Source organism: Paenibacillus sp. FSL H7-0357 (assembly GCF_000758525.1).
In the GTDB taxonomy this organism is placed as follows: Bacteria; Bacillota; Bacilli; order Paenibacillales; family Paenibacillaceae; genus Paenibacillus_AQ.
The window spans coordinates 2,819,508-2,832,244 of sequence record NZ_CP009241.1 but is presented as its reverse complement, the minus strand read 5'-3'; the positions used below and the strand labels follow the sequence as shown (position 1 = coordinate 2,832,244).

The 12,737-nt window shown below is 52.6% G+C and carries 15 protein-coding genes; 3 read left to right on the top strand and 12 right to left on the bottom strand.

Features of this window, described 5'->3' with window-relative positions; genetic code table 11:
- Positions 1-51 precede the first annotated feature (51 nt).
- Positions 52-1,113, bottom strand: a complete 1,062-nt coding sequence (hemE, locus tag H70357_RS12215) for a uroporphyrinogen decarboxylase (RefSeq protein WP_038589594.1) — start codon at positions 1,111-1,113, stop codon at positions 52-54.
- A gap of 227 nt (positions 1,114-1,340) precedes the next feature.
- On the opposite strand from hemE, the gene H70357_RS12210 reads away from it, so the two are divergent.
- Positions 1,341-2,561 (top strand): MFS transporter, encoded by a 1,221-nt coding sequence (locus H70357_RS12210; RefSeq protein ID WP_038589591.1) that lies wholly within the window; start codon positions 1,341-1,343, stop codon positions 2,559-2,561.
- Positions 2,562-2,605: 44 nt separating this feature from the next.
- Here the strand turns inward: H70357_RS12210 and H70357_RS12205 are convergent, their stop codons facing one another.
- Positions 2,606-3,235, bottom strand: a complete 630-nt coding sequence (locus H70357_RS12205; protein ID WP_038589588.1) for an O-methyltransferase — start codon at positions 3,233-3,235, stop codon at positions 2,606-2,608.
- Between the two features lie 186 nt (positions 3,236-3,421).
- Here H70357_RS12205 and H70357_RS12200 point away from each other — a divergent pair, with 186 nt between their 5' ends.
- Entirely contained in the window at positions 3,422-4,564 is a 1,143-nt protein-coding gene (locus H70357_RS12200) for a THUMP domain-containing class I SAM-dependent RNA methyltransferase (protein WP_038589585.1), read from the top strand.
- A 171-nt stretch (positions 4,565-4,735) separates the two neighbouring features.
- Here H70357_RS12200 and H70357_RS12195 read toward each other — a convergent pair whose 3' ends face one another.
- The 10 genes from H70357_RS12195 to H70357_RS12150 form a co-directional block, all read right to left on the bottom strand.
- A complete protein-coding gene (locus tag H70357_RS12195; protein ID WP_038589582.1) occupies positions 4,736-5,560 on the bottom strand; it encodes an aldo/keto reductase in 825 nt (274 codons plus the stop codon).
- Between the two features lie 259 nt (positions 5,561-5,819).
- Positions 5,820-6,059 carry a DUF1450 domain-containing protein gene (locus H70357_RS12190; protein WP_038589579.1) on the bottom strand — a complete coding sequence of 80 codons (240 nt, stop codon included), beginning with the start codon at positions 6,057-6,059 and terminating at the stop codon, positions 5,820-5,822.
- Positions 6,060-6,100: 41 nt separating this feature from the next.
- Positions 6,101-6,403 carry a HesB/IscA family protein gene (locus H70357_RS12185; RefSeq protein ID WP_038589576.1) on the bottom strand — a complete coding sequence of 101 codons (303 nt, stop codon included), beginning with the start codon at positions 6,401-6,403 and terminating at the stop codon, positions 6,101-6,103.
- A gap of 126 nt (positions 6,404-6,529) precedes the next feature.
- Positions 6,530-6,781, bottom strand: a complete 252-nt coding sequence (locus H70357_RS12180; RefSeq protein ID WP_038589573.1) for a hypothetical protein — start codon at positions 6,779-6,781, stop codon at positions 6,530-6,532.
- A gap of 182 nt (positions 6,782-6,963) precedes the next feature.
- Complete coding sequence (locus H70357_RS12175; protein ID WP_038589570.1) at positions 6,964-8,172, bottom strand: M14 family metallopeptidase; 1,209 nt, start codon at positions 8,170-8,172, stop codon at positions 6,964-6,966.
- 390 nt (positions 8,173-8,562) lie between these two features.
- Positions 8,563-9,369: a glutamate racemase gene (gene racE / locus H70357_RS12170; protein ID WP_038599336.1), complete on the bottom strand. Its 807-nt coding sequence runs from the start codon at positions 9,367-9,369 to the stop codon at positions 8,563-8,565.
- A 263-nt stretch (positions 9,370-9,632) separates the two neighbouring features.
- Entirely contained in the window at positions 9,633-10,079 is a 447-nt protein-coding gene (locus H70357_RS34300; RefSeq protein WP_052091990.1) for a YtxH domain-containing protein, read from the bottom strand.
- Positions 10,080-10,179: 100 nt separating this feature from the next.
- Positions 10,180-10,842: a helix-turn-helix transcriptional regulator gene (locus H70357_RS12160; RefSeq protein ID WP_038589567.1), complete on the bottom strand. Its 663-nt coding sequence runs from the start codon at positions 10,840-10,842 to the stop codon at positions 10,180-10,182.
- Positions 10,843-10,923: 81 nt separating this feature from the next.
- Positions 10,924-11,358, bottom strand: coding sequence for a DUF86 domain-containing protein (locus H70357_RS12155; protein WP_038589565.1), 435 nt, complete (start codon positions 11,356-11,358; stop codon positions 10,924-10,926).
- Between the two features lie 213 nt (positions 11,359-11,571).
- Positions 11,572-11,859 carry a Dabb family protein gene (locus H70357_RS12150; RefSeq protein ID WP_038589563.1) on the bottom strand — a complete coding sequence of 96 codons (288 nt, stop codon included), beginning with the start codon at positions 11,857-11,859 and terminating at the stop codon, positions 11,572-11,574.
- Between the two features lie 165 nt (positions 11,860-12,024).
- Between H70357_RS12150 and H70357_RS12145 the strand changes: the two genes are divergently transcribed.
- Positions 12,025-12,609 carry a helix-turn-helix domain-containing protein gene (locus H70357_RS12145; RefSeq protein WP_038589560.1) on the top strand — a complete coding sequence of 195 codons (585 nt, stop codon included), beginning with the start codon at positions 12,025-12,027 and terminating at the stop codon, positions 12,607-12,609.
- Positions 12,610-12,737: the final 128 nt, after the last annotated feature.

Here is a 12,737-nt window from a genome sequence, read left to right as displayed (position 1 = left end):
TTCCATCCCCTTTTACGAATAATGTCCATACTCTGCAATCTGCTGTTCATCCTAAGCTCTTGGTTGTGCAGCTTCTTTCAGCGCCTGCTCCGAGTACTCGTGCACATACTCAGTCAACTCCCTTAGCGTGTCCAGAGAAGCCTCGGGAAATAAGCCGTGACCCAGGTTGAAAATATACCCCGGCTCCCGGATGCCTTCATCAATCAGTTCCTTGGCCCGCTCCTTCAGTACCTCCATCGGTGCTGTAAGCAGATAAGGGTCCAGATTACCCTGGATCGCAAATCTGCCGCCTGTTCTTCGTCTGCCTTCACTCAGGCTCACACGCCAGTCGACTCCGATGACATCAGCCTTAAGATTCGTTAGGCTTGGCAGCAGTTCGCCGGAGCTTACGCCGGGAAAGTAGATCTTAGGTACATCGAGATCCGAAAGTTCGGCAAAAATACGCGTAATGGTTGGCAGGACATATTGTTCAAAATCACGGGGAGCCAGAGCTCCTACCCAGCTGTCGAACAGCTGGAACGCTTTACCGCCGCTGCGGACATGGGCACGCAGATAGGCGATCACCATATCTCCCAGCTTCTCCATCAGCTTCTCCCAGACCCGGGGCTGGCTGAACATCATCTCTTTCGTGCGGTGATAGCTCTTGGAAGGCCTGCCTTCGATCAGATAGCTGGCAATGGTAAACGGCGCGCCTGCAAAGGTAATCAGCGGCACCTCCAGCTCCTTGTCCAACATGGCAATGGTCTTGAGGATGTGGCTGAGATCCCCTTCTACATCAATCGGCTTCAATCTGTCCACATCGGCTGCGGAAGCAATCGGATTCTCGATTACCGGTCCGATATTCTTGACGATGTCGAATTTCACGCCAAGCGACGCCACCGGATTCATAATGTCGGAATAAAGGATCGCCGCATCCACGCCCAGCTTGCGAACAGGCATCAGAGTTACTTCCGCTGCAAGTTCAGGCTGGCTGCAGATTTCCAGCAGCGAGTATTTCTCCTTGATTTTACGGTACTCTGGATCATAACGTCCGGCCTGGCGCATGTACCATACGGGAACATGGTTTGTCTCTTGCTTCTTACAGGCACGGATAAAAGTGTCATTGTAGGTCATCATAAGATCTCCATTAGATTTGATAGGTTATTTGTAAACACATATAACTTATTATGCCCTTTTTAAAAGTAGGTAACAACCACTCCACCCTTCATGGAATGACAATCCCATGACATTACTATGACAAGTGTTGCACCGTCCAGCCAAAAAACTATGATATACTGATAGAATGTCAATTTTTCGTGAATATTTTCTCTTTGAATCCTCTGAAAGGAAGTGAAAGCACTTTGAAGAATTGGGAGACATGGAAAGTCAACCTCATGGTGCTTTGGTTTGGCCAATTCCTGGTAAATGCCGGGATGACCATGATTACCCCGTTCCTGTCCCTTTATCTTGCCAAAGATCTGGGAGTGCAGGGTGATCATGCAATCGGAATGTGGGCCGGGCTTATTTTTGCCGCGAACTTTCTGACCTCATTTCTGTTCCAGCCGTTGTGGGGCAAGCTGGCCGACAAATACGGCCGCAAAATCATGCTCCTGCGCTCCAGCTTCGGCATGGCGATCGTCATTGTGCTGATGGGATTTGCACAGTCTCCAATGCAGCTGCTGCTGCTCCGTTTGCTGAACGGAACCATCTCCGGCTTCAACCCGGCCTCCATCGCGCTCGTCTCGGGAACGACACCTAAACCCCGGATGGGCTTCGCCATGGGGCTGATGCAGTCCGGGTCGGTTGCCGGTACTATTCTGGGACCGCTGATCGGCGGGGCGCTGGCTGACTGGATCGGGTTCCGCCCGATCTTCTATGTCGTCGGGGCGCTGCTGTTCGTCGCCTCGCTGCTGGCCTTGTTCCTCGTCAAAGAGAAATTTGACCGGGTCGAGGCTGCGCAGGTTCCGCAGGTTTCCGTAATGGAAGGCTTCAAGGAGCTGGCCAAGGTTCCGCAGCTTCCGGCCTTGTTCGGCGTTACCTTTCTGCTGCAGTTTGCAATGATCAGTCCGATGTCACTGCTGCCCCTGTATGTGGAGAAGCTGCACGGCTCCGCTGTGAACATCGCCTTCTGGGCAGGAATGGTCAGCGCGGTTACCGGCATCTCCAATATGCTGGCCTCCCCGGTACTGGGCAAGCTGAGCGACAAAATCGGCGCCCACCGGATCTTAACCTTTGCGCTGATCGGAGCTTCGCTGTTCCTGATCCCGCAGGCTTTTGTAACCAGCGTCTGGCAGCTGATTATTGTCCGTTTCCTGATGGGCGTCTTCATGGGGGGGCTGCTTCCGAGCGTCAATGCACTTATCCGTTCCTATACGCCTGATGGCAAGGAGAGCCGGGCTTTTGGCTTCAACAGCAGTACCTTGGCCCTTGGCAATATGCTGGGAGCGGTGATCGGCGGATTCCTGTCGGGCTATATCGGTATTGAGGGCCTGTTCATCATCTCCGGCTGCTTCCTGCTGATCAATACCGTCTGGGTACGGCTCAAGCTGTATAAGAATACGGAGCCGCGGCTATTCCGCTAGCATAGGGAGTAATCCGGCAGGTACCCTAAGCGCAAATCCGGTGTTTACTTTACTACCGCCAAAGCCAGTCCGTCATAGGCGGGGAGCAGTGTACTATTCAGGCGTGGATCAGCCGCTATCATTTCGTTGAAACGGCGCATCGCCTGCACGGCGGGTCCGTTCTTGTCCGTGTTCAAGGTGCGGCCGCGCAGGAAGATATTATCCCCGGCGATGACCGCACCCGGCGAGGCCAGCCTGATCGCATATTCGAGATAATTCGGATAATTCTCCTTGTCGGCATCAATGAAAAAGAAATCAAAAGTCCGGCCCTCCGCTTCGAGCAGCTTCAGGCTGTCCAGCGCAGGGCCGATTTTATATTCCACCGTATCGCCGAATCCGGCCTGCTGCAGGTGGCGCTCGGCCAGTCCGGCATATTCGGCCTTCAGCTCAAGCGACGTCAGGCTTCCGCCGTCCGCTAGTCCGCGGCACAGGCAGATGCCGCTGTACCCGCCAAGCGCGCCGATCTCCAGAATGTTCCTCGAACGGGACAGGCCCACCAGCATGGTGAGCAGCCGTCCATAACCCGGAGCGATGGACACCTCAGGCATGTGGTTCCCGGCGATTGCTTTCTTCACTTCAAGCAGCAGCTCATCCTCTGTATAAAGCTGTTCGCTGTATTCTTCTTGGTTAGGCATATGTATTCTCCTTTAGTTCATGTTGTGAAGTCCCGCGCATTCCCCTATACTTAGAAGGATCAGCTGCGCCGTCCTTGACGAGGCGCATATTTAGAATGCCGGCAATACGTTGTATCGCCTTCCGGTAACTACCTTATTGTACTGGCATTGCGTTACCATCTACAAGTTAAACGGAGTTGAGAGCATTTGGGCAAATTACAATTGATCGCCACCGCCCCCATGGGGCTGGAGGCTGTAGTAGCACGCGAATTAAACGAGCTGGGTTATGAGACCACCGTCGAGAACGGACGGGTATTGTTCAGCGGAGATTATATTGACATCTGCCGCTGCAATTTATGGCTGCGCACCTCAGACCGTGTACTCGTTAAAATGGGCCAGTTTCCGGCCAAAACCTTCGATGAGCTGTTCGAAGGCGTCAAAGCGATCAACTGGGAGGACTGGATTCCCGAGAATGGGGAATTCCCTGTGGAAGGCCGCTCGCATAAATCCCAGCTTACCAGCGTACCCGCCTGCCAGGGGATTGTCAAGAAAGCCATTGTCGAGAAGCTGAAGCTTTCGTACCGTACGGAATGGTTCCCGGAAAATGGACCGCGTTATGTGGTTGAGATGATTCTGCTGAATGATATCGCCCTGATCACGCTGGACACGACCGGCCCGGCGCTGCACAAACGCGGCTACCGCCGTCAGGCTACAGAAGCGCCGCTGAAGGAAACGATGGCAGCCGCCCTGATCCAGCTTAGCCGCTGGAACGGCCACCGTCCGCTGTACGATCCTTGCTGCGGCTCAGGCACGCTGCTGATTGAAGCGGCGATGATCGCCTGGAACATCGCGCCGGGACTGCGGCGTTCGTTCCCTTCCGAGCATTGGCCGGAAATCCCGAAACGTCTGTGGGAGGAAGCCCGCGAGGAAGCCTTCGACGCCGTGCGCGATGATTATCCGCTGCAATTAACCGGCAGCGACATTGATCCTGCGGCGATTGAAATTGCCGAAGCCGCCGCCAAAAGCGCCGGTCTCGCCGGTGAAATCACCTTCAAGAACATCGCTGCCGCGAAGGCACGGCCGGAAGGCGAATACGGCTGCATCATTACCAATCCGCCTTACGGCGAACGGCTCAGCAACGACAAGGAAGTCGAACGTCTGACCCGCCAGTTCGGTGAAATGATGCTGTATCTCCCGACATGGTCCTTCTTCGCCATCAGCCCGTCGAAGGAATTCGAGCAATTGTACGGCCGCAAGGCGGACAAGCGCCGCAAGCTGTATAACGGGCGGATCGAATGCCAGTATTATCAATACCTTGGGCCGCTCCCACCGCGCAACCCTCAAAGCTGATTACGATACGGTGCTGTCTCACAGACTGTACAAGAAAACCGGACAGCGATCCTCCAGTAACGGATGGATCACTGCCCGGTTTTTTTAGATATTTCCAACGAGGCTGTTCCCATAAGCCAGATCACGGCTTTTGGAACAGCCTCGTTTTTTGTGCGAAAGATGCTGGACTCCCTAGAACAACAATTTATCCGGATCGGTGCCGATCCGCTCCCCGGCATCCAGTCCGCTGATTGCAGCCAATTCCTCCTGCGACAGCTCGAAATCAAAGATTTCGCTGTTCTCCTTAATTCTGGACGGAGTGACCGACTTCGGAATAATCACGATACGGCTCTGAAGCCCCCAGCGCAGAATAACCTGTGATACGGTCTTGCCATGCTTGTCCGCGATGTTCTTCAGCAGCTCATTCTCCTGCAGTCTGCCTTTCATCAGCGGAGCCCACGCTTCGATCTGAATGTGATGCTGCGCGCAGAAATCATGCAGCTCCTTCTGGATAAACCGCGGATGCAGCTCCACCTGATTGATAACAGGCACGGTGTCACTGTCCTTCAGCAATTCCTGCAGATGATGGATCTGGAAATTGCTGACTCCGATCGCCCGGACGCGGCCTTCCTGATTAAGGCGCTCCAGTGCACGCCAAGTCTCTTTATATTTATCCTTGCCCGGCCAATGGATCAAATAAAGGTCGATCACATCCAGTCCCAGCTTCTTGCTGCTGGTCTCAAAAGCCCGCAGGGTCGTATCATAGCCCTGATCACTGTTCCATACCTTTGTGGTCACGAACAGGCTGTCCCGGTCTACGCCGCTGGCGGCTATCGACCGGCCCACTTCCTCTTCATTGCCGTATACCGCTGCGGTGTCTATGCTCCGGTAACCCAGCTCAAGAGCGGTCGTGACGGCCTTTGCGACCTCCTCGCCCTCTGCTTTGTAAGTGCCGAGACCAAACCAGGGCATGACAACCCCATTATTCAGAATCGTTCCGTCGGTAAGATGCTTCATACAGTATCATTCCCTCCTATGTATAGATCAGTTTAGACAACAGGTTCATTATACCATGTGCCTCCCCGGTACCCAAACCAGGCAGAGCCTGAGCGGATCGGGCAGAACTGGAAAGGTCCGCAATGACTGAATAGGACACCTCTGCAAATTTGAAAAATAAAAAGCCCCCGCTTTGTCAGCGGAGGCGAATCTTATTGTGGGTGGCAATGGGTCGGCAAAACAACCGTTCGATTGCCACCCCTCGTGATATATGACGGAGTTATTCCTTAACTGCCGGCTGCTTAACAAAGGCTGCGGCTTTCGCCAGCACCTCATCTTCAGTCGGAGCACTGATGTAACGGCCGTTGATATAGATAAAGGCCCGCTTGCCGCAAGGTCCGCAGTAGGACTTGCAGCCAATCTTGATCTCCGCATCGGGAGCCATCTTGCGCAGCTTGGGAAGAATGCTTTTCATTCTCGTGTAATTGCATTGATCGCAAATTTGTATTTCGTTAGCCATAAAGCAACCCTTCTTTATGTCCATAAGGTACGGGCGAACGTTTAGTGATCGCCATGATTTCCTTTAGACGGATTAGTGATGACAAAACCTTCTTCAGGGAAATACAGGTAATCAATCTTCACGCCATCCAGCAGCGGCTGGTTCGGATCGAGAATCACATCGATCTCCTTGTCCGTGGATACTACCACATCATTCTCTTTAGGCGTGTCCAAATCCAGACCGTAGTGGGCATGGTCGCCGTGAGCGTGGGTAATGGCTACGCGCAGCTTGAGCTCGCTGTTGCCTTCAAGCTCCATTGTTTTCTTTATCACTTTAGCCGCATTGCGGGTAATTTTGACGTTCATCCTCATCCATCTCCCAGGCATCTTAAATTTAAATACTCAATAATTTATTTTAAGGAAAGTAACCTGTAAAAGCAACCATATCGGCGAAATAGATCAGAATGGAGCGTATAAAGATTCTCTAAAAATTCATCTTCCGCTCTTCAGGGCAGGATATTTGCGGTCCATCCGTGATACAAACCAGCCCATCAGCAGCATCGTCACACCAATGTCGTCAATCGGCAGAAACGGCATAAAATCGGGAAGCACCCAGTAGAGCAGCACCGGTATAGTGAACAGCAGCTTGTCCCCTATCGTTACATTGGGAGAAATGACATACTGCCAGGAATTACGGAAGATATGGGACCATTGTTTAAGCGAAAGCAGTTTTCTGAATTTCATGACGGTCCTCCTAATAATGATGTAGGTAATATATTGAATCCAGACACTCGGATAATATTGGTCAGGGCTTAATCAGCAGTTATATCCCTAAAAAAGGATTCAGCCGCAAAGCACGTATAGGAATGACTGCGGCCGTACCCTTTGCTGTTATATTACGCAAATTTACAAAGTTTGTTTCATTTTTATTTCAAATTTGAGAGTATAGCACCCAAAATAAGCCCGGTTTCCAGCGCCATGTCTTCAAAATCAGCCAGCGGCAGCGGATTTTTGCCGATTCCCAGCTCCACCGTGAAGCCCGGCTTCCGGAAGCGCTGAATGAACCAGTCCTTATAACCGGCATCGCTGCCGTTCAGCTCAACGGCCCGGTAGCCGCTCGCCGCTGCCAGCCTTGCCGCCCATCCCTTGCTCTCCGGCGGCTCATATCCCCTGTAGTTCCAGTAGATCTCACCGCCCTGACTGTGCAGAGATACGGCTGCATCACCGGGATACTGCTCCGCCAGCGCCGCCAGTGCGGCGGCTTCCGGCTCACTGAGCGGCGCCGGTCCGCTGTAGTCCCGCGGGGCAGGACCCGGCACTCCCCGGCGCGCCTGTTCCTCTTCCCAGTGAGCCGGAAACTGATCGCCCAGGTCCACCCCGCGGATGTTAGCCTTCCAATGCCGGAAGCTCCGCCGCCCGCAATTCCATTGCAGCAGCTCCTCATAGTGGGGCTGGCCGGGCAGTACCCCCTCCTGCACCAGCTCCACCCCATCCGGATTAGCCATAGGTACTGCCCACAAGGTCCAATGCTTATGCCACTCCTCGGGGCGGTGGCCGTGCCAAGCCCTGCCTGCGTCATACGCAGCGGCATATTGTTCGATGAACGACATCAGGCACGGCGAGGTCAGCCACTCGTTGGCATGCAGTGCAGCGTTGACATGGAGATGACGGGGCCCGCTGCCTATCCGCAGCAGGTGGAGCGGCTTGCCGAGCACACTTGCGCCGATGCTGTCCCTTGTAACAAACGGGTATTTGGCCACCAGCTTGCCGATATCCTCCTCGACATCATCCGGACCATACTCGCTGCGTACAGACACTACAGACCGCGAAGCTGCCGGAGGAATAACCAGCACTTTGCCCGGTATGCAGCAGCGGCCTGAGGTCACTCCGGGATTCAGCATTTCAAGCTCATCTATACTCACATTAAATAAAGCGGCAATCAACCCGGCGTCATCCCCCTCCTGTACAGAATAACGTCTGCGCGGAGCGGAAGGCAGAAACAGGATTTGGCCCGGATATAAATAAGGCTGCCTGCCGGCCCATGGGTTTCCTTGAATTACATGCTCCGGTGTAAGTCCATGCCTGGCGGCAATTCGGCTAACGGTATCTCCCCTGCGGGCAATATATTGCTGCATATGTCTCATCCTCTCGGCCCTCTAGTTGCCGTCATCCCCTGCCGCCCGGGCGGACAATACCCGCGGAGACAACGGGACACAGCCCTCAACCCTATTGTATGCAGCCCCTACTGCCCTGCATGAAAGAAATGAGCACAGTTCACCCCTTCCGCACAAATAAATGTAAACGCATACAATAAATCCTGAAGTATCGCAACTATTCACTTGTGCAGGACAAAATCACCCTGGCAGGTGAATAAGGTCTTGGAGGTAATTTATAGCGTGAAGCCTATAAATTCTTACATTTAAAAAAAAGACCCGGAGTGATACCTCCCGGTCTATCATGAACGCCCTTGTTTCTGAAATTTCCGAATCCGAGGGATTGTCCCTATTGTTTCCTCACAGCAAAGCCTATAACGAAGATACCTGCCACACAACGGGAGTGCGCTTGATCTGTTCTCCAAGCCAGTCGCGGGCGATCCGCTGGAACATCTCGGCATCTCCGCTGCAGAAAAATTGATGAATCGGACTTTCATCTCCGCGGGCAAGCTTGCCTTTGTCATATAGGATCGTGCTGATCTCCCGCGCGGTTTCATCCGCGGAGCTGATCAGCTTAACACCGGGTCCCATGACCTTGCCAATCGGATCTACCAGGAACGGATAGTGGGTACAGCCCAGAATCAGTGTATCAATCGGTTCATACTTGATCCCGTTGAGCGATTCCGCCACCGCCGCTTCGCTCTCCGCCGTGCGGAACAACCCCTGCTCGACATAAGGGACAAGCGCCGGGCAGGCCTGACTGACTACCTTAACAAATGGAGACAACTCCTGAAGCGCTGCGGTATAGGCTCCGCTCTTAATGGTGCCGATGGTGCCAATTACGCCGACCTGGCCTATTTTGGTTGCGCTGATCGCCGCACGGGCACCGGGATGGATGACTCCAATGACAGGAATGGACACCTTGGCAGAGATATAGTCAAGAGCTGCCGCAGTTGCAGTATTGCAGGCAATAACGATCATTTTAGGATTAAATTGAATTAGATAGTCCACGATTTGCTCGGTGAACAGTTTCACTTCCTCGGTTGAACGGGGTCCGTAAGGGGCGCGGGCAGTATCTCCAAAATAGATGATTTTCTCCCGCGGGAGCTGTCTCATTACTTCTTTGACAACCGTAAGTCCCCCCACACCCGAGTCCAATATTGCTATAGCTTGCTGCACGAACACACCGCTTCCTTTTACTTGTTTTGTGTAGCTTATGTAAGGCTTAAACAAAGTGTACCTGGCCTTCAGCCCCAATTGCAGATAATACTCCTTTTGCCGTTACAGTTCAAGAGAAGCATTGATCGGCTCCGGTGTCCAGCCCAATATTCCACTGTTGTTCCAGCCGCCAAGAGCCACCTTCCGCCACGTTGCGAAAAGCGGCTCTTGGCCGGAAGCGCGTATATTATTAGGATTCCCTGAGAATGGCCTATCCCGTGAAATCAGGCGATCTCACCGTTGCCTTTGTCATCCTTTACTTCATCCTCCAGAACGACTTCAATTTCCGCAGCAGATTCATCACTGCCAGCAGCAGCCTCTTCAAAGGCGGCTTCCGCAGCGTCCGATACGGCTTCTGCTTCTTCAACTGCTTTTCCGCTGAGAGTGATATACTTTTCTTCCTCATCGGTATGGATGTACTGCTTGCTCCATTCCTTGACTTCGGTTACAACAGTTTCTACCGCCTCTTTGGCTTTACCGTACAGCTCCGCGCCTTTGTCTCCGGCCTGCCCGGCGACATCCTGCACTTTATCAATGGCTCCGGTGGTACCTTCCGCAATATCTTTACGCAACTCTTTGCCTGGTTTAGGGGCAAACAGCAGCGCTGTCACTGAACCTACCACACTACCGGCCAAAATACCCCACAGCAAACTTTTGGATTCCTTTTTCATCCTCAATCTCTCCTTTGGATTCAAGTGCCTCTGCCCGGCCACCCGGGCAATCGCCTAGTTCTGGTATATCATAAGCATGGATGTTTTGTCCTGTGACTGATTAGGAGGTCATTTCAGAAGTTTTGTCTTTTTCTCTCGGCGTAATATCGTACCGGCAGCACTGGCCGCCCTCCGCCATACATTCACTGCGCGTAACTTTGGCACCAAGGAGTTCCTCGAACAACTGATGCTCACATTGGCAAGCCTTCCGGTATTGGGTCGCTACCTGGCGGATCGGACAATTATATTCGCGCATAATATAGGAGCCGTCCTCTTCCTTATTCCATTCAGCCATATAACCTCCGGCATTCTGGATGGAAGACAGCTCTGCAACCCGCTCCTCCAGATTGCAGTTCTCCATCATCGGAGCGTACTGGGCCAGCATCCGCCGACGCCGGCCTTCGAACAGCACATTGACGGCCTCCAGGCCGCTGCCGTGATCCAGCTCCCGCAGCAATTCAAGCGCCAGGTTATGATAGCTTTTGGGAAAATGGTCTTCAGCCCGCTCAGTCAGTGAATAGACATGCAGAGGACGGCCCATGGCCTGGCGGACGACCTTGGTCTTGGCCAGCGATTCCTGCTCCAGCTGCAGTACATGACGCCGTACGCCCATTTCGGTAATTCCCAGTTCCTCCGCCAGCGCACCGATCGTCAGCGGGCCTTTCTTCTTCAGGAGTGTCATAATCAAACGTCGTGTAGATCCGCTTTCCTGCCCCTTTTTCATCCGCAAGGACCTCCTCTCTTTCACGGCTCTCGCCGTGTATAATAGTTGTGCAGCACTGGCTTAGTTCAGGCATTTCCCCAGTTATTGTCCGGTACCCAGTTCCTGGTCCAGATACCTGCGCACTTCCTCCGCGAACTGCTCCAGCACCTGCGGAAGTACATGGGTTAACGGATGCAGCGTGCTGCGCTCCCAGGTATAATAATCCTGCACCAGCGGTTTGCGCAGTGATACGAGCTGGATAAGCACCTCGTAGATTCCGCTGTCACCGAGGACTTTTTCTTCATGGATAATGGAGATAATATCTTCATAGCTGCCGGCATCACGCATGATGAACCCGTCGATCAGGTAGCTGCCGACATCAGTCACAACCTCTATCGCCAAATGCAGGCATCGTTCCTGCACGAGTCCTGTGATAATGCTGCCATCCCATGCAGATGCTGCATGTTGAAGACCGGCTCTGATATCGGGGATTTGGCCAAGTATCATTTCGATTTGCTTTCGGTTGACATAATACACAGCTGACCCTCCAACTCTGGTGGTTTAAGTAGAACGAAAGTAATGGCTGCTACTTTCCGCGTTTGCCGCGGCGCTTCAGCCAGAACAGCATAATAAAGCAGGCTGCCAAAAATACGATCAGATACGTTAAGGCTTCCATCGGATACTCAAGCTCACGCATTTACGTCACCGCTTTCGGTATTTAATGGGTTTTCCTGCCACAGACATCCTGCTTTAGATTTCGTAATCTACTGCAATCGAAAGCTCCTTGACCTCATTGATATGGGAAATAACTTCCTTATGGGCCGGGTGAACCTGGTAAGCCTGCAAATCTTCCATGGATGCTACCACTGTTACAAGTGCAATATCAAAGGAACGCTCGGAATGAATCAGATCGGCACCAACCTCGATGGAGAGCAGCTGCGGAATTTTGCCTTCCATGTTCCGTAGGACCTGAACTGTGGCTTCGACTTTCTCCGGGGACCGGTCTTTCAATTTAAAAAACACAATATGCTTAATCATCTATTTCGCTCCCAACGATTAAATTTGTAAAATGATTATTAAAAATATATCATAACACCATCACTTCTGAAAGAAACTTAAGCATGTATGTAAGTTAATTACAGCATTAACCATTGCAGCACTTCAGAAAGTATTGTAGTATAACCTTAAAAATTCGGAGGAAGTATGCCTAAGAATCAACCAGAATCTCACAAAATCCAGGCCTGGTCTCTGATCAACCGTAAATATCTTGGACAAGGTGTACGGGTCAAAAGATTTCGCCGGCCTAAACGCAGTCAAATCCGCAACCGTGTGCTGCTTGCCATCCTGATGGCCAAGGACATTAAGCTGTCCCGGCTTGCGGAAGAGCTCTCCGTCTCCTCGCGCAGTGTAAGCGCCTGGGTGTACGAGGGGCGCATCCCCTCCAGAACCAATCTGGACAAGGTCTGCCGCCTGCTTGGCTATCCGTCCCACATCCTGTTCAACGAGGCACTTGTACGGCAAAGTCCGATAGTCTGCCAGCCGACACCTTCACGGTTTATGAAAAGAACACTTGCGGGCTCACCCCGCAGCAATGTCATTCTTACGGGTCTGTGCATGGTTTACGATTTCTCCGTCACCGATGTCAGCATATGGATCGGTGTCCATCCCGGCACCTTCCGCAAATGGCTGCATCAGAGCCATCTCCCAACCCTCGCACTACAGGAGAAAGCAGAGAATTTCTTCCGTATCCCGCGGCATATCCTGTTCGCTGATTGTGAGCTGCATTAACCCGATTAAACCGCAGGTTCATCCAGCAAACGGCTTGTCCTAAGTACATCTTCTTAACAAACAAACACACAAGGTCCTTCTTCATTGCGAGAAGGGCCATTTGACGTTTCCTCCGGCTCGGGACTGCT

Coding starts and splice junctions, on each gene's coding strand:
- H70357_RS12190 (WP_038589579.1), bottom strand. CDS start 6,059: ATGGCTAACGAAATACAAATTTGCGATCAATGCAATTACACGAGAATG.
- H70357_RS12180 (WP_038589573.1), bottom strand. CDS start 6,781: ATGAAATTCAGAAAACTGCTTTCGCTTAAACAATGGTCCCATATCTTC.
- H70357_RS12185 (WP_038589576.1), bottom strand. CDS start 6,403: ATGAACGTCAAAATTACCCGCAATGCGGCTAAAGTGATAAAGAAAACA.
- H70357_RS12145 (WP_038589560.1), top strand. CDS start 12,025: ATGCCTAAGAATCAACCAGAATCTCACAAAATCCAGGCCTGGTCTCTG.
- H70357_RS12195 (WP_038589582.1), bottom strand. CDS start 5,560: ATGAAGCATCTTACCGACGGAACGATTCTGAATAATGGGGTTGTCATG.
- H70357_RS34300 (WP_052091990.1), bottom strand. CDS start 10,079: ATGAAAAAGGAATCCAAAAGTTTGCTGTGGGGTATTTTGGCCGGTAGT.
- H70357_RS12175 (WP_038589570.1), bottom strand. CDS start 8,172: ATGCAGCAATATATTGCCCGCAGGGGAGATACCGTTAGCCGAATTGCC.
- H70357_RS12205 (WP_038589588.1), bottom strand. CDS start 3,235: ATGCCTAACCAAGAAGAATACAGCGAACAGCTTTATACAGAGGATGAG.
- hemE (WP_038589594.1), bottom strand. CDS start 1,113: ATGACCTACAATGACACTTTTATCCGTGCCTGTAAGAAGCAAGAGACA.
- H70357_RS12160 (WP_038589567.1), bottom strand. CDS start 10,842: ATGAAAAAGGGGCAGGAAAGCGGATCTACACGACGTTTGATTATGACA.
- H70357_RS12150 (WP_038589563.1), bottom strand. CDS start 11,859: ATGATTAAGCATATTGTGTTTTTTAAATTGAAAGACCGGTCCCCGGAG.